The sequence below is a fragment of the Saprospiraceae bacterium genome (genome assembly GCA_016713025.1).
GTDB lineage: Bacteria > Bacteroidota > Bacteroidia > Chitinophagales > Saprospiraceae > OLB9.
In genome coordinates, this window is the sequence record JADJPZ010000004.1 from 2,425,552 (window position 1) to 2,447,569 (window position 22,018).

Below are 22,018 nucleotides of genomic sequence, written 5' to 3' on the forward strand. Positions count from 1 at the left end.
GACCTGATATCTTATATTTACCACATCTTTTAAGATCACAGGGCTACGCCCCTACGTGATGGTGTGAGGATATTTATGCTACAAAGATCTCAGGACTACGTCCCTATATTTATCTCGGACATAAAGATTAGAGATAATAGAAGGGTGTATTTTATTTTTTCGCATCACATTAATTCTACTTTGTTAAATTTAATGTACAGATAACCAACATATTGTAAAAATTTCGTATATTTGTACTGTCGTTTTTTGAGTGCAAAAACTTCTTACCTTTAGGAACAGCAGTAACAAAAACGACTTTTTTAAGAACACAAAACAAAGCCTTTATGAAATTTTTCAGGTCGTCAAGGATGGCGACCTTTGCTCAAATGTCATTGATTATCAATCAGTTTTAAAATTAAAGACATCAGACCTTTGCGAAAATGCTATTAAATATATCGAAGGTTTGTTCTGCGCCGAACGCTCCAAGCGCAATATAGAACGAATGGTAGAAAAGTCAAAAGCCGATTATCAATCTCAACAGCACTTCATTTCAGATTCACCCTGGAGTGCTTCGGATCTCATGATGGAAGTGGCTAAAAAAGTCAATAAAGATTTAGGGGATCGAAAGCTACAAGCGCTCAATATTGATGAAAATAGTAACAAAAAATCAGGTAAGCACTCCGTTGGAGTCTCCAGACAATATAATGGCAATGAAGGAAAGATCGAAAATTCACAAACAGGCGTATTTGCGTCGTTAGGAAGTGGTGAGAAAGTGTGTTTGGTTAACGCACGTTTATATCTTCCAAAGGAGTGGACAGATGATGAAAAGAGATGTATTAAAGCAGGTATCCCAAAGAAAGCTATTAAATACGCTACTAAAATGCAACTTGCCATGGAGATGATAGATGAGCTAGACAAACAAGGGATAGAATATGGATGGATAGGCGGATTCACTGTATGGACAAGGATATGAATTTGCAAACGCTCTAGATAAAAAGGGTAAAAAGTTTGTACTGGATATAAAGGTGAATCAACATATTTATCTTACAGAACTAGAAGTATTGGTTGAAAATCGAGTGACAAAAAAGGGGAAAGAGATCATTAAGTTAACGAATGAATTAAAATCAGTAAAAGTAGAGGATTACTACAAAACGTTGACTAAGAATGATTTCAGCAAAATAGAATGGCATAAAGGGTCAAAAGGATGGCTCAAAGCCCTATTTCACATCCAAACAGTTTGGGTCTGGGACCCTAAGACACAAAAAGCTCAAAAAAGAACACTGATCATAAGAAAGGATCAAAATAAAATAAAATATTCGTTGAGCAACTTTACAGTAGAAGAAGAGAGCATTGAAGAATTTGCTTATATGCAAGGCCAAAGATATTGGATAGAACGATCGTTTCAAGACAATATAGGAGAGCTTGGAATGGCCGACTACCAAGTAAGAAAATACAATGCATGGTACCACCACATGGCATTAGTAATGATGGCAATGCATTATATACTCAAGAAGCGGCAAGAAAAGAAAGAACAAATCCCACTTTTATCAGCTAGAGATGTTAGACTACAAACTATTGCCATCCTATTATCACAAGGTGTGAATATTGAAGAAGAAATAAAGCAGATGCTTTATAGGCACATACTGCGAGAAAAAGACATAAATCGCCGAATCAAAAACGATAAACCTGACAACCTATTTGAGACTTTTGATGATAATTCCTAATTTAACAAAGTAGAATTAATTGCCTCATTCGAATAAGAATTATAATGTGTTTGTGCTGTGAAGCTAGGTGATATATTTGTAATGTAAAGTATCTGAGCGCATAGCCATGTCAATATTGAGATGGTCCAGCAACTATTCAAGAATGTTCCGTTACTTTTCATTGTATTAATGTTGTCAAAACTATAGTATCGGCGCGGCTCATAAATACTGTTTGTGTTTACCACTAGTATAAGAAAAAAGATAGAAATCAGTGATATAATTGTCATCAAAATATAGATATTGGCTAAGGTATGGGAATATATGATTTTACTTGTAGCCAAACCCAATAGCCAGTGAATACCAAATATAATTGAAAACAAAAACGAAAAATGCCAAAGTGACAGTACGAAGTATGTATCATGAAGTTGTATATCTATGGCTTTATCAAAAAACATAAAAATGATACTGGCCAAAATAAATAACAAGGCCACCCAAAGAAATAATTTGTTGGTGGTATTGATTTTTGAGAAAGACATTTCTCTGAAGGTCATTGGAGGCTGTAAAATCAGTAAGGTTTTGCCTTACAAATTTAGTTAATAATTCCAATAAATTTTCCTTTTCATAAAGTTTATAAAACTCAGTATCTAATTCATTTAGCGGATTATCTTCGTATGATTTACAAAACCCTTCGACTGTACCATCCTGATACTTAAAAATTTCTTTATAGTTTTCTTCAAGTGTTTTGTTAGCTTTGTGAACCAGTTCAGACATTCTTTGGGCACCAATGTGATTCAATAGGTTGGGTAATAGATCCATAAACTGCATTCGACTATTTGTGTAATACTGATTAAAACCTCCATTGTGTACTTCTCCATCCAAGTTATTTATCAGAAAAACCGCTTGTTGAGATTTATTTGCTGATAACACTTTATCCAATTTCAGATTGCCATTTACTAAAAATTTATTAAACAGATTCATACTGATATCAAAAACTAGGACATTATCATTTTTATTCTCTAATTCATTCAGAGAAAAGGGAGTATATTCTTTTTTGGCTTTGTTGTTACTCACAAGTAAATCATACTTTCTAATTTTTTCATTCAGTGATTTTTCGGATTGGCCATATTTAATGATAAATGTAATTATCACCATCAAAATTATTGATATCGCCAAGAAAGAAAAAAACACAAGATAAGTTGTTTATACTAAAAAGCTCTTTTCCAATATTAAATCAGAAAAGAGCTTTTCACAAATTTATAGATTAAATTTTACTGATTTATTTTGATCAGCTCTACTTCAAATATAAGATCGGCTTTAGCAGGAATTGCTCCAGCGTATCCTCTTTCTCCATAAGCGAGTTGGTAAGGAATGTAAAATTTATATTTTCCACCTTCTCTCATGAGTTGAACACCTTCTGTCCATCCGGGTATCACCTGATTCAGACCAAAGTCTATCGGCTGACCGCGCTGGACGCTGCTGTCAAATACTTTTCCATCCAGAAATGCTCCGGTGTAGTGCACCTTTACGTTGCTGGTAGCTACCGGTTTTTGCCCTGTACCTTCCTGGATGACAATATATCTCAGTCCGCTTGCTGTGACATTAGGGTATTCTGCTTTGATTTTTTCAGCTGCTGCGGCTCTTTCAGCATCAAGCGCTTTTTGCTTGGCTTCCATGTTGACTTTTTCAGCTTCAAATACTTTAGCACCATCAAATGCCATCGCTTCAGCACCTTTTCTGAAGATAGTCAGGCTCAATAGGGTATCATTCTGAGCGATGGTGTCCACTATATTTTGTCCTTTGATGACATGTCCGAAAACCGTGTGTTTACCATCCAACCATGGTGTAGCCACATGAGTGATAAAAAACTGTGATCCGTTTGTCGCCGGACCAGAATTGGCCATACTCAGGATACCTGGTCCTTCGTGCTTAAGCGTGGCATCAAATTCATCAGCAAACTTGTATCCAGGATCTCCCGTACCAGTACCAAAAGGGCAGCCACCCTGAATCATAAAATCCTTGATGACTCTGTGAAACTTAAGACCATTGTAATATGGTGTACCCTCTGATTTTGAGTTATTTTTGATTTTGCCTTCTGCCAAACCAACGAAGTTGGCAACTGTAAGTGGCGTTTTTTTATGTTCGAGGATAGCATAGATTACGCCTTTGTTGGTTTCAAATTTAGCATATACGCCATCTCCCTGAGAATTTAAAAAATCTTCGTTCATTGTTTTAGTTTGAGTATTTTGTTTAATATTTGTTGGGGCAGTCCTTTGAGTAGTTGGTTTTTTTACAGTTGTTGAAGTAGCAGGTTTTCCGGTAGATTTGGTGGATTTTTTCTGCTGACCAAAAGCAGCTACACACAAAAGGGCAAAACAAAAAGATAAAATTAACTTATTCATTTTTAGATATTAATTTTTGAAGGCACAAAAGTATTAAAATATTTTATTATACATAACCAATGTAAACAATTTTAAATTTCCCTTAACTAAGAATTATTGCTAAACGCCAAAAAACAGTTTCTGTTATCGCAATCAGGCATGAATCTGTTATTAATTGAAATATTATTTAATAATTGATCAAATTACAGAATAATATTTTGAAATGAATCATTATTTTTATCCTTTTCAAAATAAAATAAAAGTTTGCAAGCATTGTCATATGTAAGTTTATATAAACTTAACCATGGCTTAATATTGGCTTAACATTGGCCCTTTACCTTTGCAGCATCTAATTCATACAAACATAAAAATTCAAAATTATGAACCTAAGAAAAGTATTTTTACTGCTGTGTATTTCAGCATTGACATTTACGGTTTACTCACAAACAGGCACCATCAAAGGAAATGTCAAAGATGGTAAAACCAATGACTATATGATCGGAGCTACCGTAATGATTCAGGGCACATCCAAAGGAACTACGACAGATCTGGATGGTAATTTTGAAATTCCAGAAGTTCAGGCAGGGATCTACAATTTAATGATTACCAGTGTGGGATATACTGATCTCATCATTGAAAAAGTAAGAGTTGAAACGGGCAAAGAATCCATCGTAAACACTTCCATGACCGAACAATCTCTGGTATTGGATGCAGTGGAAGTCAAAGCCAAAAGAAAGACAGATACTGAAGTCTCAGTGGTGTCAGAAATCAGACAGCTTGCCAATATCGCTGTAGGTGTATCATCACAACAAATCACTAAAACTCAGGATAGAGATGCATCTCAAGTTGTAAGGAGAGTGCCTGGTGTTTCGATTTTTGACGACAGATTTATTGTAGTCAGAGGGCTAAACGAAAGATACAACACTGTCTTACTTAATGATATCATCACGCCATCCACAGAGGTAGATGTTAAGTCATTTTCATTTGATCTCATTCCGAGCTCTGCTATTGACAGGATGATGGTATTTAAGTCACCATCTGCTGACCTTCCCGGTGATATTGCTGGTGGTGCTATCAAGATATATACCAAAACAGTACCGGATGCTGACAATGTATCAATAGGTTTTACTGTTGGCTACAGAGGCAATGCTACAGGTGCCAATGTACTGGATTATCAGGGAAGTAATTTGGATGCATTTGGATTTGGTGGAGCATACAGAAGCTTGCCTTCAAACTTTCCAAGTACAAGAAAGGTCATCACTGAAGCAAGCACTGAGGCTGTTATTGATAAATTCCGAAATCTCAATCCATACTACAGTGCTACAAATAAAACGGTGATTCCTGATTTTAGGGGCAACATCAACCTCAGCAAGAGATTTTTTATCGGAAATAAAGAGTTGACTACGATCTCTTATATCAACTATTCCAATACAAATACCTATCAACAAATGTTACAAAACAGGTTTTTGTTTGATGAATCATTGCAGAGTACATTTAACGACGACAACTATACCAACAATGTCCGTTTGGGAGCTATGTCCAACTGGGCCTTGATCCTCAATCCGAGAAATAAAATTGAATTCAGAAGCATTTTCAATCAGCTCTCATCCAAAGAAACGGTCATCAGAAAAGGCACATTGTTTGAAAATAACCTTGAGACTTCCAACCAGTCTTTCAGATATGAGCAAAGAAGTATCTTGTCCAGTCAACTGAACGGTACACACGAACTGAGTGATAAAACAAGGTTCAAATGGATAGGTGGTTTCGGATATACACAAAGGACAGAGCCTGACTTCAGAAGATACACTTCATCCAGAGAATTGGGATCAGAAGGAGCTTATAAGATAGACTTACAACAGTTTGAATCCCCGACACTGCAACAAGCTGCAAGATTCTGGTCCAACATGGATGAATTTGTGGTCACAAGTACAGCCACTCTGGATAAAGTACTGGGAACAAAACATAGTGATAATGAAAAAAATAAGGTTCTCAAGATGGGTGTGTACTCAGAGTATAAGGACCGATATTTCAAGGCAAGATGGTTTGGTGTAGTCAATCCCAACAGAGTTGATGCATCGATCACGACACAAAAGCCTGAAGACTTCTTCAGCAATGATAACTTGAGAGCGTCAAGAGTATTCTACTCTGAAGGCACCAACTTTGATGACAAATATACAGCCCAGAATATGCTCAATGCCGGATATGTAAGTTTTTACATGCCTTTGACGAGCAAATTGAATGCAACTATAGGTTTCAGAGGAGAATACAATCAGCAGTCTCTTCAGAGCCGTGAAAGGGGTGGTGGACAAAAAGTAGATGTAGATAACAGGATTTTTAGCCCTATGCCATCACTCAACGCCAACTACAAACTCAATGACAAACATATGCTCAGATTGGGTTATGGTTCTACAGTCAACAGACCTGAATTCAGAGAATTGGCGCCATTTACATACTATGACTTTATATTTGATGTCTCAAGAAGAGGCAATAAAGATATCAAAGTCGCCAATATCCACAATTTTGACCTGAGATACGACTTTTATCCATCTCCGGGTGAGTTGATCACCATAGGGGCTTTCTACAAAAAATTTATCAATCCTATAGAAGCGGCTATATTCTACAATGGTAGTACCGTTGCTTTCACAGTTGCAAATTCAGAATCTGCCACGTCATCCGGTATTGAGCTTGAAGTAAGAAAAAATCTTACCAAAAACTTCATGGTACTTTTTAATGCCTCAGTCATCAATAGCAACGTGGTAGTGAGCGGACTGAGTGACTTTAACAGATACCTTCAAGGTCAATCTCCATATTTGATCAATGCAGGTTTATTTTACAATCTTCCAGAAACTGGTATTCAGGCGAATATACTTTACAATATCATCGGACCCAGAATATATGTGATTGGGGACAATGTATTGAGCTCCAATGTATTTGAGATGCCGAGAAATGTGCTTGATTTCAATTTATCGAAGACTTTTGGAAAAATAGAATTGAAAGCCGGAGTTCAGGACTTACTCAATCAACCATTCCAACTCAGACAGGATACCAACAGAGATAACAAGATTACTGATTCGGATGGTGTATTCCAGGAATTCAAACGAGGTTCTACCTATTACTTTAGTGTAAATTTCAAATTTTAAGTTTTTCAGCTTTATCAGTCCTTGCGATTTAATAGAAGTCAATTTTTTAAATAAATATAATTCATAAACATTTAAAACATTTTGTAACATGAAATTCAGTTTAAAATTATTCGTATTTCTTTTAGTTGCATCGGGACTGATGCTGGCTTCTTGTGGTCGTGAGGATGATGAAGATGATATAGTAGATGTGGGCGCAAATTTTACAATCAAGGGATCTATTACTTCCAATACCGTTTGGGCTGCAAAAAACAAGTATCTCTTGGAAGGATTTGTGTATGTAGAGTCAGGTGCAACATTGACCATTGAGCCAGGTACCATCATCAAAGGTGACAAATCCACTAAAGCTACTTTGATCATCAAACCAGGAGCAAAAATCATCGCTGAAGGTACTAAAACTAAACCTATCGTATTTACATCCAATCAACCAAAAGGTAGCAGAAATCTGGGTGATTGGGGAGGACTGATCATACTTGGTAAGGCAAAAGTGAACAAAACACCTGCTACCATAGAAGGAGAAAATATCAGCACCTTTGGTGGAACCGACGATAATGACAATTCCGGTATTCTAAAGTACGTAAGATTGGAATTTGGTGGTATAGCTTTTGAGACTGACAAAGAAATCAATGGTTTGACACTCGGTGGCGTTGGGAAAGGTACTGTGCTGGAGTATATTCAGGTTTCACACAATGGTGATGATGCATATGAATGGTTTGGTGGCAATGTAAATGCTAAATATCTGGTATCTTACAAAAATCTGGACGACGATTTTGATACAGACTGGGGATATTCCGGCAATGTACAATATGGATTTGTTTACAGAGATCCAAAAATTGCAGATCAGTGTACCTGCTCTGATTCCAATGGATTTGAATCTGACAATGATGCATCCGGTTCTGAAGCTGCACCACAAACTAATGCTAAATTTGCCAATATTTCACTGATCATTGCTGATGGCACACCTGATGCCAAGTATCGCGCTACCTTCAGACTGAGAAGGAATACAGCGGTATCTATTTACAATACGCTTGCAGTCGGTGGTTGGAGTAAAGGTGGTCTTGAATTGGAAGGTACAGCTACACAGAAAAATTTTGTCGACAACAAGTGTGATTTCAGAGGTTTGGTTTTAGCTGGTATGACCAAAGGATTGGTGACAGGAGATGAGACAAAGCTCAAGGAAGCTATAAGAAAAAACATCTTTGGTGCTGATATTGCTACTTTAGGTTTGAGTGACAACTACAAAGTTGCAACTGGTAAGCCAGGCTTACTTCCAAAAGTTGGCTCAAGCCTCCTTACCGGTGGTGTGACTTTGCCATCAGGTTTTGATCCAACTTCATTTGTTGGTGCTTTCGGAACTACAGACTGGACAGATGGATGGACCAACTGGGATCCTCAAAATACAGACTATTAATAGATTAACAAGGCTTGAAAGAAACTCTTTAAAAGGTTTTATTTTGTATAATTAGATAGGAGAGCCGGTGGAAACATCGGCTCTCTTTTTTTTTCTGAGTTTATTTACTTCTAAACAATTGATCAAACATACTTGGTTTTACCCGGAATAGCTGCAGCATATTCTCCATTGACATCTGGTTTAACGGGCATATCGGCATCCCATGACAGTGTAGAAGGCATGATGTTCAGATTACTGGCAAGTGCCTGATCCACGGTGATGATCTGACCGCTATATGTAGCCATCCTGCCCAGGATAGATATCATCGTCGAGTGCGCACCATTGGTGGCATCTTCAAACCTGTACACGCCTTTGCTTACAGCATCAAAAAGTTCATCATGCTCTACCTGATATGGATTGGGATCATTTTCGCTATTATGTTGATACAGTACTTTTCCTTTGTGATCTGAGATAATACCTTGACCGAACTTTATACTACCTTTAGTACCGATCGCAAGCTCATCCACTTTTGCCCACGTACCTGGTATATGTCTGCATTGGGAATTCATAATGGTGCCATCTGCGTATTCAAATTCCACAATATGATGGTCAAAGATCTCACCATTATCTTTCCCTTTCCTGACCTCACGTCCACCGGTACCTCTGGCTTTGACCGGATAAGCATTTTTTGCCCAGTTGATGACATCTATATTATGAATATGCTGCTCACAGATGTGATCACCGCACAGCCAGTTGAAATAGTACCAGTTGCGCATCTGGTATTCCATTTCAGTCATTCCCGGCTTTCGGGGATTGACCCAGACACCATCGTTGTTCCACCATGCAGAAGCTGAAACGATCTCACCGATGATTCCATCCTGATGTCGCTTCATCAATTCTCTGTACACCGTTTGGTAATGCCTTTGAAGGCCCACTACCACATTGAGTTTTTTTGCTTTAGCTTTTTCTGCAGCCGCAAGGACGATTTTAATACCTGCAGGATCTACTGCTACCGGTTTTTCCATAAATACATGCTTACCGGCATTGACAGCTTCTTCAAAATGCGCTGGTCGAAATCCAGTTGGTGTAGCCAAAATGACAACATCGCACAGCGCAATGGCTTTTTTGTAAGCATCAAAACCCACAAATCGTCTTTCTGCAGGTACATCTACTTTATCACGAATATGTCCGTTGTCAGTGGCATCATCAGATGTAATGTGCTTATAACTATCATCGATCCTGTTTTGAAAGGCATCAGCCATAGCTACAAGCTTAACATTTTTACCGCTGGATAAAGCCTGTATAGCAGCACCGGTACCTCTACCGCCGCAGCCTACTACAGCCACTTTGATAGTGTCATTGACGCTGCTGTGAAAAAAATAATCAGGGCTGATGGCCAATCCACTACCTAAAAGTGTAGATTTTTTTATAAAGTCGCGTCTGTCTGTTGTATTCATGATCTTTTATTTTAATACTGATTCAAAAAATGATTCTACTTCTTCCGCTGTTTTGGATTTGCGAGGTCTTACTAACCTGAATCCAATAAATGGAGCATCGGCGTTCCACCATTTTGATTTTGGTATTTGAGGGTCTCGTCTGTTCCAAATGGATTCGGATTTGGTTCTGTTTGCAGGTCTTAAATCGGTGATAGGTGATTTATAGTTTCCTCCTCTGACGGTCACAGGATATCTTTTAGTTTTGGATGAGACAGGGTCTTTGCTTCCTTGGCTGATTGTTGTATAAATGCTCGCATCATATTCGTCGATGGTCCACTCTGCTACATTGCCGAGCAAGTCATAAAATCCCAACTTATTGGGTTTTTTACTTGCCACTTTGTGGTATTTATTCTCAGAATTTTCGGCAAACCATTCAAATTCTGAAAGTGATTGAGCATTATTTAAAGTTTTGTTTTCATAGCTTTTTTTGGCAACATATTCCCATTCAGCTTCTGTGGGTAACCTATAAAACACACCTGTTTTTTTGTACAACCACTTACAAAACATCAATGCTGAGTACTGTTGCATACTATTGGCAGGAAAATTTCCCACCTTACCCATTCCAAGGGTAAAATCGATATACGGTTTGCTGGGACGCGTGATGCCATCGACTTCTGGCGCAGGATCTTTTGTCTCATCAAGGAATAATTGGAAAAGATCGTAGGTGACTTCTGTCTCACCCATCCAAAAATCAGAAATTTCAACAGTCTTTTCCGGAGTTTCGTCAATATCTGCCTCCTTATCAGAAGCAGCACTTCCTAATGTATATTTTCCTCCGGGTACTGAAATCATCCTGAAAGCAATATCACTACCTTTTATCTTTTGGTTAAAAGAAGTAAACTTATCCTGAGAAATAAGGGTGAAAGGTAGTACTAATGACAAAATCCATTTACACATTTTCTAAACTGACTTTAAATGAAAGCCAAATGTAGTGATTGTTTAAATGAAATAGAAAAAAACAATCTGGTTTCTATTCATGAAATTTGATTTTTTTACCTGCTATTCTATGATTCATCTTTTTAGCCTTTGTCAAAGTTACAATCAATGTGGATGAGGGAGATTGTTTTATGAGTTTTTTTGATTTTTGCCATGATAGCACAGAACAAGCTGTTGCCAACCAATCAGCATCAGTTCCGGATGGTGCTATCACTGTAACATTGTCAGAATTTGAAATACCTAATCCGCTTTTGGGCTGAATGATGTGCGAATAGGCTTCATTGTTTGCAATATAATACTGATATGTAGACCCAGAAGTGGCAACTGCCTGATTTTTGATACATAATATTCTTTGTAAAACTTCATTTTTATTTGGCAACTCCAATGCAATTTTCCAGCCACAACTTCCCATAGGTGGATCTCCTGCCACTATGTCTCCGCCAGCATCAACAAGGTGACTTTTCCATCCGGTAGAGATTAAAAACTTACTCACTTTATCAGCTATATATCCTTTGGCGATACCACCCAAATCAAAATCAAATTGATTGTTTATTTTTATTAAAGTATTATCAGCAGGATGTATATTAAATTGATGACATCCTGTATGCAATTTGTACCACGATATCGAATCAGGATGGATATTGATTCCTGATGTTTTAGTATTTCGCCATGCTTTGGTCAGTTTGCCCAAAGTAATATCAAAGGCACCATCGGATTTGCGAAAAGCATCTTTTGATGTAGATAATAAGATCATCATCTCACTACTTATTTTTATGGGTTTGTATGCAGGAGCCAGATTTATTTTATTTAGCTCTGAATCAGGGTCGTAGTCCGAAAATATTTTCACTAGGTCATCGGTCAATTGATATGCTTCAAAGATACTTTTTGAAAGACCGGTTGTATCACTTGCATCAATAGTAATAATCATCTCTGATCCCATTTTAGCTTTTGAAAAGCTATATTTTTGGGCATGAACTTGAACACAGATAATCATAAACACACTGATGAGCAGAAAAGAATGGTGAGGGCCAATTTCCAAAGCATTCTTTATTTTAGTGTTTTACCAAACCAGTAATCAATGGAATGTTCTCCTCCTGAAACATTGGCAAAGAGGGAATCTCCTTTCATTTGGTACAAAATTTTTTTGGGGAATTCATTGAACATATTTTCACAAATAAATGAGGCATCTGACATTTGAGTTATAACAAAAGAAACCCCTTCATCGGCATCTGACAACAATACATTGTATGACCATTGGTTTCCTGTCCTCACAAGCTGTACATTTTCTTTAAAGACTGTATCGGCTCCCTGCAGTGTGTAACTCATTCCGATGTACAACGAATCATTGGTTTTGTCCCAATTTTCGAAGGTGGCTTGTCCTGCTTTGTCATTGGATCGCTGCCATTGGTTTAGCAGCCAATCAAAGTTGGTTACATTTTCAAAATTAGATAGGTTTTGTTTTTTGTTGCATGAGAAAATCAGGCAAAGGCTTAAAATAATTAATACTCTCATGGTTAAATCCTTTTATAAATTGTTGGATCGACAAGATAACCACAATGTACCATAAAGCCAAACAACTGATTAAATATAATGTACTGCTTACATTCCAATATTGAAATATTAAGAGTATGTTTAAATATTTATTGCCTTAAAATCAATATATTTTGAACCTGACTTCAAAATAATCGCCTTATTTAGTTCACTAAATGCGTTGATTATTTTATCGCCAGAACCATAATCTATTGATTTACAACTAAGAAAAATTTTAAACATACTCTAAACATAAACACAACGAAAAAATCCCGATAGGACTAATTGTAGAAAAATGAAGCTATTTAAATAAATTTTAAAACTTCATTTCCCATAGCTTCTGTACCCAGTATCATAGCGGCAGGTGTATTTGCATCAGCAATATCTCTGGTTCGATATCCTTGCTTCAGCACCTGATCTACTGCGTGGATGACAAGTTCGGATTCTTCCTTCATGCCAAACGATATGTCAAGTAATAGTGCTGCTGATAGCACAGATGCCAATGGATTGGCTACTCCTTTGCCTGTGATGTCATGGGCTGATCCATGGATTGGTTCATATACACCTGTACCATCGCCTATAGAAGCTGATGCGAGCATTCCCATCGATCCTGCAATCTGTGATGCCTCATCCGTCAGTATGTCTCCAAAAAGATTGGCTGTCACCACTACATCAAATCTTTTGGGATCTTTGATCAACATCATGGCGAGAGCATCCACAAACTGGTGTTCTACCTGGACATCCGGATATTCTTTCTCCAATTTTTGGATTTCTTCCCTCCATAAGCGACTCGTTTCCAGTACATTGGCTTTGTCTACAGAACAAAGTTTTTTCTTTCTTGTACGGGCAGCTTCAAATGCTTTGCGACCGATACGTTCTACCTCATGCCTGCTATATTCGGCCACGTCATAGGCTGTATCACCATCATTTTTTCTCCCTTTATCTCCAAAATATATGTCTCCGGTAAGCTCTCTGAAAAATAGGATGTCAGCACCTTTTAGTATTTCAGGTTTTATGCTCGATGCGCTAAGCAATTCATCAAATAGTTTTATAGGGCGAAGATTAGCATAGAGACCCAACTCCTTTCTCATTCTTAACAGACCTTGTTCAGGTCGCACTTTGGCAGATGGGTCATTGTCATATTTGGGGTGACCTACTGCTCCAAATAGAATAGCATCCGAATTTTTCATCTTTTGCAATGTTGCTTCCGGTAGTGGGTTTCCGGTAGCTTCGATGGCTACATGACCGATTAATGCTTCATCATAAGTAAACTCATGCCCGAATTTGGCAGCTATCGCATCGAGTACTCTTTTTCCTACTTCAGTAACTTCCTGTCCGATACCATCTCCGGGTACGATCAATATTTTTTTTTGTGCCATCTCATTTGTTTTTATAAATGTTGTAAAAGTAAAACGCTACTTCTTTCAAATTGATCATCATAGAACCATTTGAAAATGTTAAAAAATCAAAATTTATCAGATCATATTCAGCATCTTTTCTGTAGCTTTGATTGCAGCCACGGTTTGATCGCTGTCAAGTCCACGGGTTTTGAATTCCCGTTCCTGATACAGCCAGGTGATCGTAGTCTCACACAGGGCATCTGACTTACCACCCGGAGGAATATGCACTGAATAGTCCACTAATTCAGGTAATTCCATTTTTTTTTGTTTGTACACTTTTTGCAATGCATTGACAAATGCGTCATACTGACCGTCACCCTGAGCATGCTCTTCAAACCATTCTTCCAGTATAGTGATTTGGAGTGTGACCGAAGGTTTTAAGTCTTTGGAGTGGGTGAGGACATAATTTTTTATCTCTACCTTTTTATCGATTTTTTCACTATCCAGTATGTCATTTATGATAAAAGGAAGATCAGCTTGTGTGACAAGTTGTTTTTTATCACCCAGCTCAATCACTCGCTGGGTAATTTTCTTCAGGTCTGCATCGGACATTTTGATACCCAACTGTAGCAGGTTATTTTCAATATTGGCTTTTCCACTGGTTTTTCCCAGAGCATATTTCCTTTTTCTGCCAAATCTTTCAGGTATCAGATCGTTATAATACAGATTATTTTTTTTGTCTCCATCAGCATGAATACCGGCTGTTTGTGTAAATACATTTTCACCTACCACGGGTTTATTGGCAGAAATCCGGAATCCTGAGAAAGTTTCCACAAGCTTACTGACTTTGTAAAGTGATTTTTCGCTGACTGAAGTCCAAACTTCCGGCATAAAATCATTCAAGACAGCAATAGTGCTGGCCAATGGTGCATTGCCTGCCCGTTCGCCCATGCCATTGACTGTGACATGTAACCCTTTAGCTCCGGCTTTTATCGCCTCAAGTGCATTGGCCACACTGAGGTCATAGTCATTGTGCGCATGAAAGTCAAAATGAAGATCAGGATAGCTCAGGACCAGCTCAGAAATGTACCTATATGTCTCCTCAGGGGTCAAAACTCCAAGGGTATCAGGAAGCAAGATTCTATCTACTGGCTGGTCTTTGATAAAATCAAGATATTGGATCACATAATCTTTAGAATTGCGCATACCGTTGCTCCAGTCTTCCAGATAAACATTGCACCTGAGTCCTTTATCCTTAGCCAGGTTCAATACATAGGCAATCTCAGTAAAATGTTCATCGGGAGTTTTTTTGAGCTGATAAGTCAAATGATTCAGAGAGCCTTTGGTCAGTAGATTCATTACTTTGGCTCCGGCATCCAGCATCCAATCGACAGAAATATCCCCATCTACAAAGGTTAGAACTTCAACTTTATCCAATAAATCATGGTCGCGAGCCCAGTCTGTTATTTTTTTTACTGCACGAAATTCACCTTCAGATACTCTGGCAGAAGCTATTTCTATTCGATCCACTTTGAGTTCTGTAAGTAGCAATTGGGCTATTGTCAGTTTTTCTGATGAAGAAAAGGATACACCATTAGTTTGCTCTCCATCGCGGAGAGTAGTGTCCATAATCTCTATATGTCTGGTTTTGGTTTTCAACTGGTATTTTAATAATTGTGCATGATCTTAATATATGGATTTTGATGCAGCAAAAGTATTGATATCATCTTTGATAGCCTGAAGATAGTCAATATCATCATAACCATTGATAAGGTTATTTTTTTTGTAACCATTGATTTCAAATTGTTCTACATCACCTGTTGCCACAATAGTAATAGTCTGATCGGGTAAGCTGACAATAAACTCTGTATTCGGATTGATTTCAATATTTGAAAAAATCTTGTCAAGAAATCCCGGACTTACCTGCACAGGGAGTATGCCCATATTGATTGCGTTGTTTTTAAATATATCCGCAAAAAAGCTTGACACAACGCATCTGAAACCATAATCATAAATGGCCCAAGCAGCATGCTCCCTGCTGCTGCCACTACCAAAGTTTTTGCCTCCCGCAAGTATCTTTCCTTTATAAACAGGGTTGTTTAGTACAAAATCTGATTTGGGAGTACTATCCGGATTGTATCTCCAATCTCTAAATAAATTGTCTCCAAACCCTTCTCTTGTTGTCGCTTTAAGAAATCTTGCAGGTATGATCTGGTCTGTGTCCACATTTTCAATCGGTAGCGGGACTGCAGAACTCTGTAAAATTGTAAATTTATCGTATGCCATTTTTAGGTGTTAGGTTTTAGCTATTGTGTGTCTGGTTTTAGACTACCTTTGGGTATTACATCAATTCTCTTGGGTCTGTTACTACACCGGTGACAGCAGCAGCGGCAGCCAATAGCGGACTGGCAAGCATCGTTCTGCTACCGGGACCCTGACGACCTTCAAAATTTCTGTTACTCGTGCTTACAGCATATTTTCCGGCCGGAATTTTGTCATCATTCATAGCAAGACACGCTGAACATCCAGGTTGTCGTAATTCAAAACCTGCTTCCACAAGGATGTCATAGATACCTTCTTCTCTGATCTGTTGCTCAACTATATGTGATCCGGGGACAATCCATGCTGTAACATGGTCCGCTTTTTTTCTTCCTTTGATGATAGATGCAAAAGCTCTGAAATCTTCAATACGCCCATTGGTACAGCTGCCAATAAACACATAATCCACTTTTTTGCCTATCATATTCTGATCTTCATCAAATCCCATATATGCAAGTGATTTTTCATAAGTGGCCGCTCCACCTTCCACTTCTGACGACTGTGGTATCTTCTTTGATATACCTATACCCATGCCTGGATTAGTACCATAAGTGATCATTGGTTCTATATCAGCTGCGTCATATATATATTCTTTATCAAAAACAGCTCCGGGTTCCGTCTTTAAACTTCTCCAATAGGCGAGATATGTATCCCATTTATCTCCGGAAGGTGCCATCTCACGACCTTTGATATAGGCAAAAGTTCTTTCGTCAGGTGCAATCATACCACCACGAGCTCCCATCTCTATGCTCATATTGCACACAGTCATGCGACCTTCCATGCTCATCTTTTCAAAAACATCACCGGCATACTCAACAAAATATCCTGTGGCTCCGGCGGTAGTCAGCCTTGAAATGATATATAGTATAACATCTTTTGGGGTCACAGCTTTTTGTAAATTGCCGTTGACGGTGATGCGCATTTTTTTAGGTTTCGGCTGCATGATACACTGTGATGACAGTACCATCTCCACTTCCGATGTTCCGATACCAAAAGCAATAGCTCCAAAGGCCCCATGAGTGGAAGTATGCGAATCTCCGCAAACTATAGTCATTCCCGGCAATGTAATGCCATTTTCAGGGCCCACTACGTGTACTATACCATTTTTAGGATTTCCGAGTCCCCAATGTGAGATACCATACTTAGCTGAGTTTTGCTCCAAAGCTTTCAACTGATTGGCAGATAATGGGTCTTGTACAGGAAGATGCTGATTGATCGTGGGTGTATTATGATCGGCAGTAGCAAATGTTCTTTCAGGAAATAAAACACCTATGCCTCTGGTCTCGAGTCCCAAAAACGCTACAGGACTGGTGACTTCGTGTATAAAATGCCTGTCAATAAAAAAAACATCAGGTCCATCTTCAATATTTCTCACAACATGTGCATCCCAAACTTTATCAAACAAAGTCATTGGTTGATCTACCATAGGTTATTACTATTTTTTAAAAATTGCTGCAAATATCAGATGTATATGCCAAAATATGCTACTTAATAGTCTATTTATTATCATTACTTCATAACTAGTTACAACGTTCAAAGTTATTTTTATTTTATAGAATTGATTATATATATTTAAATATCAAATGTTTATAACATTATTTCAGGATTCAAATGTTACAGACTTAAAACTGAATCTGATGTCATATAGCATTCCAATATAAAAATCAATGTCGTTCAGATGAGGAATATTTCTTTGCTTTTACCCTATCTAAATCTTTCCCTTACAAGGGAAAGACTTCATAAAGATGTCTTAACTAAACGACATTGATATAAAAATGGAAGCAAACCAGCATTAATGGTATGGAATCTTACCATGTCCTTTTTTTAAAATTACTATTGTCTCTTGCTGAGCGCCGAATAAGGAAGCACGATGGGTTGTTAGAGTTGAGTTTAGACTCAAAACATAATATTTTATCACTATATTGTTGCAACAAGTATTTCATTTTTGTGTTTATACTTTCAGTAAAGATGTAAAATAAGAGAAGTTTTTAAAGTGCAAATTTGAATGAAAAAATTGGATTTTATGTATTATAACTTTACAATAAAATTTAATGAAATAGAATCATTTCCTATATTGTGGTTAAAAACTTATTTCTGTTGACAATCGTAAATCCTAATGAGTATCATGGAAATTGATAGAGTAATTAAACAACAGCATTTCAAAAATGAGTTTCAGAAAGCTATTATCAATTTGTTTTACACGTCCAATCATTTTCGGGATATGCACACAACTGTGTTTAAGAGATTTGATATTCAGGGTCAGCATTATAATGTCTTAAGAATTCTAAACGGAAAACATCCCGAACCAGTATCACCGGGATACATCAAAGAAGTCATACTTGATAAAGGCGCAGACCTTACAAGATTGGTGGACAAACTCGTCAAAATGGGCATGGTCTATCGCAACATATGTCCTGATAATAAACGGAAAATCCATTTAAACCTCACAAGCGAAGGAATAGAAAAGCTCACAGAAATATCCGATTCTTTGGATTACCATTACGATAAATATCATAAACTCAGTAATGAAGAATACTCTACTTTGAGTCACCTTTTAGATAAGATGCGAGGCTGATTGAATTAAAAAAATGAGGTGTATCCCATTTTTACACTAAAATTGTTTATACTGCCCACAACCATCAATCCCTAAAGAGCCTGTCAAGCTACGCTTGAGACGTCCCACCCTTAAACTGCTAACTATTAGGATAACCCACTAAATTCGAAACTTAAAAATTAAATAATACAGTGCAATTTTGGGATACACCCAAAAAATGTCTTAATATGATTCGCCCATGATTTGAATTATTTGTTTATCTGACCAATATCATATTTTTTTACGTCGATTTTATAGCCTGCATTTTACTATGTAAAAATATATTTATCGTATCTTTGCATCACAGAATTAAGTTTTGAAATTTTAAGAACTTTCTTTGATTTTCAAAATTGTAGTGATCATTAAAGTTTTTTACAGAATTTTGTTTTACTTTGAGTATAAATTTTAAATAATAGGAAGGTGGTAAATTCGCTCCGGCTCAAATGAATCAAAAAACATACTCTAATATAAATTGTAACAAAGTTAAATTAAAATAAATAAATAGAAATTATGAAAACACAAAGAATAGCCATCAACGGTTTCGGCAGAATAGGTCGATTGGTGTACAGACAGATATTCAATATGAAGGGTATTGATATTGTAGCGATCAATGATCTCACGAGTCCGAAAGTATTGGCTCACCTGTTGAAATATGATACTGCACAAGGTCGATTCAATGAAGATGTAAAGGCGGGCGAAGATTGTATCTTTGTCAATGGTGATGAAATCAAAATCTATGCTCAGAAAGATCCTTCACAGATTCCATGGGGAAAACATGATGTGGATGTGGTACTGGAGTGTACGGGATTTTTTGCGGACAAAGATAAGTCAATGGCGCATATCACCGCAGGAGCTAAAAAAGTAGTTATCTCAGCTCCGGCAACCGGCGATTTGAAAACTGTAGTTTTTAATGTCAACCATGAAATATTGGATGGTACTGAAGATGTCATCAGTTGTGCAAGTTGTACGACCAACTGTCTCGCTCCTATGGCGCAGGTATTGGAAAATCAGTATGGAATAGTGACAGGTATCATGACCACCATACATGCATACACCAACGATCAGAATACGCAAGATGCACCCCATGCTAAAGGTGACCTGAGAAGAGCAAGAGCAGCCGCTCAAAACATAGTTCCAAATAGCACAGGTGCTGCAAAAGCTATTGGCCTGGTTCTCCCATCACTGAAAGGAAAACTCGATGGTAGTGCTCAAAGAGTTCCAACTCTTACAGGTTCGTTGACAGAGTTGGTATCGATACTGAATAAGAAAGTGACCAAAGAAGAAATCAATGCAGCTATGAAAGCAGCTGCAAATGAGAGTTTCGGATACACTGAAGACGAAATCGTATCCAGTGATATTATCGGCACAGAATACGGAAGTCTGTTTGATGCGACACAAACAAAAGTAATCAACAATGGTGATGCTCAGCTTGTAAAAACTGTCAGCTGGTATGACAATGAAGCAAGCTATGTAGCACAGTTAGTGAGAACATTGCAATTTTTTGCTGGCTTGATTAAAGCATAATTAAATAAAAAAAGGGTGATCTGTAAGGTTGCCCTTTTTTGTTTTATATTTCTACTTTCATAACAGACAAAAAAAAATATATCATGATAAATTTTAAAGAAACAAGTTTTTCCGGGAAACGTGTGGTCATGCGAGTGGATTTTAATGTGCCGCTCAATGCAGAACTTCAGGTGACCGATGATACCCGTATCGAAGGTGCAAAAGCTACGATTGCCAAAGTCCTGAACGATGGTGGATCGGTAGTATTGATGAGCCATTTGGGCAGACCGAAAGGATGTCCTGAAAACAAATACAGCATGAAGCACGTCATACCGGCATTGCAGGTGTACTTTCCTGATGTTAAAATCAATTTTGCTGATGATTGTATTTCGGAAGATGCTTTCAGAATGTCATCTTCTTTGGCAAATGGTGAGATACTGTTGCTTGAAAACCTGAGATTTTATCCTGAGGAAGAAAAGGGAAATCCGGATTTTGCTAAAAAACTGAGTCAGCATGGTGACATCTATATTAATGATGCCTTCGGGACTGCCCACAGAGAGCATGCTTCAACTGCTACCATTGCAAAATATTTTGATAAAGACCATAAAGGTTTTGGATACCTCATGGCTGCAGAGGTCGAAAATGCTACAAAGGTGTTGCATGATTCTGTCAGCCCTGTGACTGCTATAGTAGGTGGTGCCAAAGTTTCGGATAAAATTCAGCTCCTTGAAAGACTCATCGATAGCATGGACAATATCCTCATTGGTGGAGGTATGGCTTATACTTTTATAGCAGCTAAAGGCGGCAAAATAGGTAAATCTCTTGTTGAACCTGACTTTACAGACTTAGCCTTGAAGATTATAGCTAAAGCTAAAGCCAACAATACTACTATTTATTTGCCGGGAGACAGTATCATTGCAGATGCATTTAGTGCTGATGCTGCTTCAAATGTTGTGGCCAGTGACAATATACCTGACGGATGGATGGGACTGGATATTGGACCTGTGGCTACGGATGTTTACTCCAATGTCATCATAGCTTCAAAAACCATCTTGTGGAATGGACCTATGGGCGTATTTGAGTTTGAAAAGTTTGCCAATGGTACATTTTCTGTAGCAAAAGCAGTAGCAGAAGCTACGGATGAAGGAGCTTTCTCATTGATAGGAGGCGGAGACAGTGTATCAGCCATCAACAAATCAGGTCTTGAATCCAGGGTGAGTTATGTATCTACAGGTGGAGGCGCTATGCTTGAGTTTCTGGAAGGCAAAGAACTTCCCGGCATCAAAGCGGTCAAGGAGTAATACGAACAACAGGTGACTTGACTTAATACCTAAAAATCTAAAATGATAATCTATTACGACCTCCAAATACTTCAAAATCAGTCTCCGCAGCGGCGGATCACTTTTAGCATCGCACCATGGTGGTGACTACAGCATAGCTGCACACAGTATGATTTGTCGCTAAAAGTGCTGATTTTATTGTATTTGAAGCTCTCACTACGAATCTCATTTTAGATATTTAGGTAATAAAAAAAAGAGCAGTATAAATTACTGCTCTTTTTTGTTTGTGGTTTATGTTAAACAATAAGGCCTTTGGCAAAAAAAAATATTTTAAATGTTATACTGAAAAAATGAGGTGCATTTCATTTTTTCGCACTGTGCTTGATTTCTTATCAAGTTTTGTTTGTTCGTCGTAGCTTCTAACTTCGATGCAG

17 protein-coding genes are annotated in these 22,018 nt (G+C 37.7%); 7 read left to right on the forward strand and 10 right to left on the reverse strand.

What is annotated here, in order from left to right; translation table 11 throughout:
- Positions 1-250 precede the first annotated feature (250 nt).
- Together IPK35_16590 and IPK35_16595 are read left to right on the forward strand one after the other, a co-directional pair.
- Positions 251-952 carry a transposase gene (locus tag IPK35_16590; protein ID MBK8054834.1) on the forward strand — a complete coding sequence of 234 codons (702 nt, stop codon included), beginning with the start codon at positions 251-253 and terminating at the stop codon, positions 950-952.
- Positions 953-1,004: 52 nt separating this feature from the next.
- Entirely contained in the window at positions 1,005-1,703 is a 699-nt protein-coding gene (locus tag IPK35_16595; protein MBK8054835.1) for a hypothetical protein, read from the forward strand.
- Positions 1,704-2,126: 423 nt separating this feature from the next.
- Here the strand turns inward: IPK35_16595 and IPK35_16600 are convergent, their stop codons facing one another.
- Both IPK35_16600 and IPK35_16605 read right to left on the reverse strand, forming a co-directional pair.
- A complete protein-coding gene (locus IPK35_16600; GenBank protein MBK8054836.1) occupies positions 2,127-2,834 on the reverse strand; it encodes a DUF4375 domain-containing protein in 708 nt (235 codons plus the stop codon).
- A gap of 116 nt (positions 2,835-2,950) precedes the next feature.
- Entirely contained in the window at positions 2,951-3,907 is a 957-nt protein-coding gene (locus IPK35_16605; protein ID MBK8054837.1) for a peptidylprolyl isomerase, read from the reverse strand.
- 533 nt (positions 3,908-4,440) lie between these two features.
- Here IPK35_16605 and IPK35_16610 point away from each other — a divergent pair.
- Together IPK35_16610 and IPK35_16615 are read left to right on the forward strand one after the other, a co-directional pair.
- Entirely contained in the window at positions 4,441-7,200 is a 2,760-nt protein-coding gene (locus IPK35_16610) for a TonB-dependent receptor (GenBank protein ID MBK8054838.1), read from the forward strand.
- Positions 7,201-7,288: 88 nt separating this feature from the next.
- Positions 7,289-8,608, forward strand: a complete 1,320-nt coding sequence (locus IPK35_16615) for a T9SS C-terminal target domain-containing protein (protein ID MBK8054839.1) — start codon at positions 7,289-7,291, stop codon at positions 8,606-8,608.
- Positions 8,609-8,730: 122 nt separating this feature from the next.
- On the opposite strand, the gene IPK35_16620 is transcribed toward IPK35_16615, so the two are convergent.
- From IPK35_16620 to leuC, 8 genes are all read right to left on the reverse strand, one after another.
- Positions 8,731-10,044 (reverse strand): Gfo/Idh/MocA family oxidoreductase, encoded by a 1,314-nt coding sequence (locus tag IPK35_16620; protein MBK8054840.1) that lies wholly within the window; start codon positions 10,042-10,044, stop codon positions 8,731-8,733.
- Positions 10,045-10,050: 6 nt separating this feature from the next.
- Positions 10,051-10,980 carry an SUMF1/EgtB/PvdO family nonheme iron enzyme gene (locus IPK35_16625; protein ID MBK8054841.1) on the reverse strand — a complete coding sequence of 310 codons (930 nt, stop codon included), beginning with the start codon at positions 10,978-10,980 and terminating at the stop codon, positions 10,051-10,053.
- 73 nt (positions 10,981-11,053) lie between these two features.
- The gene (locus tag IPK35_16630) at positions 11,054-11,959 is read right to left on the reverse strand and encodes an FAD:protein FMN transferase (protein MBK8054842.1); all 906 of its coding nucleotides are present in this window, start codon (positions 11,957-11,959) and stop codon (positions 11,054-11,056) included.
- A 107-nt stretch (positions 11,960-12,066) separates the two neighbouring features.
- Complete coding sequence (locus IPK35_16635) at positions 12,067-12,531, reverse strand: hypothetical protein (GenBank protein MBK8054843.1); 465 nt, start codon at positions 12,529-12,531, stop codon at positions 12,067-12,069.
- Between the two features lie 323 nt (positions 12,532-12,854).
- On the reverse strand, positions 12,855-13,928 hold the full coding sequence (gene leuB, locus IPK35_16640; protein MBK8054844.1) for a 3-isopropylmalate dehydrogenase: 1,074 nt from the start codon (positions 13,926-13,928) through the stop codon (positions 12,855-12,857).
- Positions 13,929-14,024: 96 nt separating this feature from the next.
- Entirely contained in the window at positions 14,025-15,518 is a 1,494-nt protein-coding gene (locus tag IPK35_16645) for a 2-isopropylmalate synthase (protein ID MBK8054845.1), read from the reverse strand.
- A gap of 57 nt (positions 15,519-15,575) precedes the next feature.
- Positions 15,576-16,175, reverse strand: a complete 600-nt coding sequence (gene leuD, locus IPK35_16650) for a 3-isopropylmalate dehydratase small subunit (protein ID MBK8054846.1) — start codon at positions 16,173-16,175, stop codon at positions 15,576-15,578.
- Between the two features lie 55 nt (positions 16,176-16,230).
- Positions 16,231-17,634: a 3-isopropylmalate dehydratase large subunit gene (gene leuC, locus IPK35_16655; protein ID MBK8054847.1), complete on the reverse strand. Its 1,404-nt coding sequence runs from the start codon at positions 17,632-17,634 to the stop codon at positions 16,231-16,233.
- Positions 17,635-18,333: 699 nt separating this feature from the next.
- Here leuC and IPK35_16660 point away from each other — a divergent pair.
- The 3 genes from IPK35_16660 to IPK35_16670 all read left to right on the forward strand — a co-directional run bounded on the left by IPK35_16660 (position 18,334) and on the right by IPK35_16670 (position 21,605).
- On the forward strand, positions 18,334-18,783 hold the full coding sequence (locus IPK35_16660) for a MarR family transcriptional regulator (GenBank protein ID MBK8054848.1): 450 nt from the start codon (positions 18,334-18,336) through the stop codon (positions 18,781-18,783).
- A gap of 528 nt (positions 18,784-19,311) precedes the next feature.
- On the forward strand, positions 19,312-20,325 hold the full coding sequence (gene gap, locus IPK35_16665) for a type I glyceraldehyde-3-phosphate dehydrogenase (protein ID MBK8054849.1): 1,014 nt from the start codon (positions 19,312-19,314) through the stop codon (positions 20,323-20,325).
- Positions 20,326-20,408: 83 nt separating this feature from the next.
- Complete coding sequence (locus IPK35_16670; GenBank protein ID MBK8054850.1) at positions 20,409-21,605, forward strand: phosphoglycerate kinase; 1,197 nt, start codon at positions 20,409-20,411, stop codon at positions 21,603-21,605.
- The last annotated feature ends 413 nt before the right edge of the window (positions 21,606-22,018 follow it).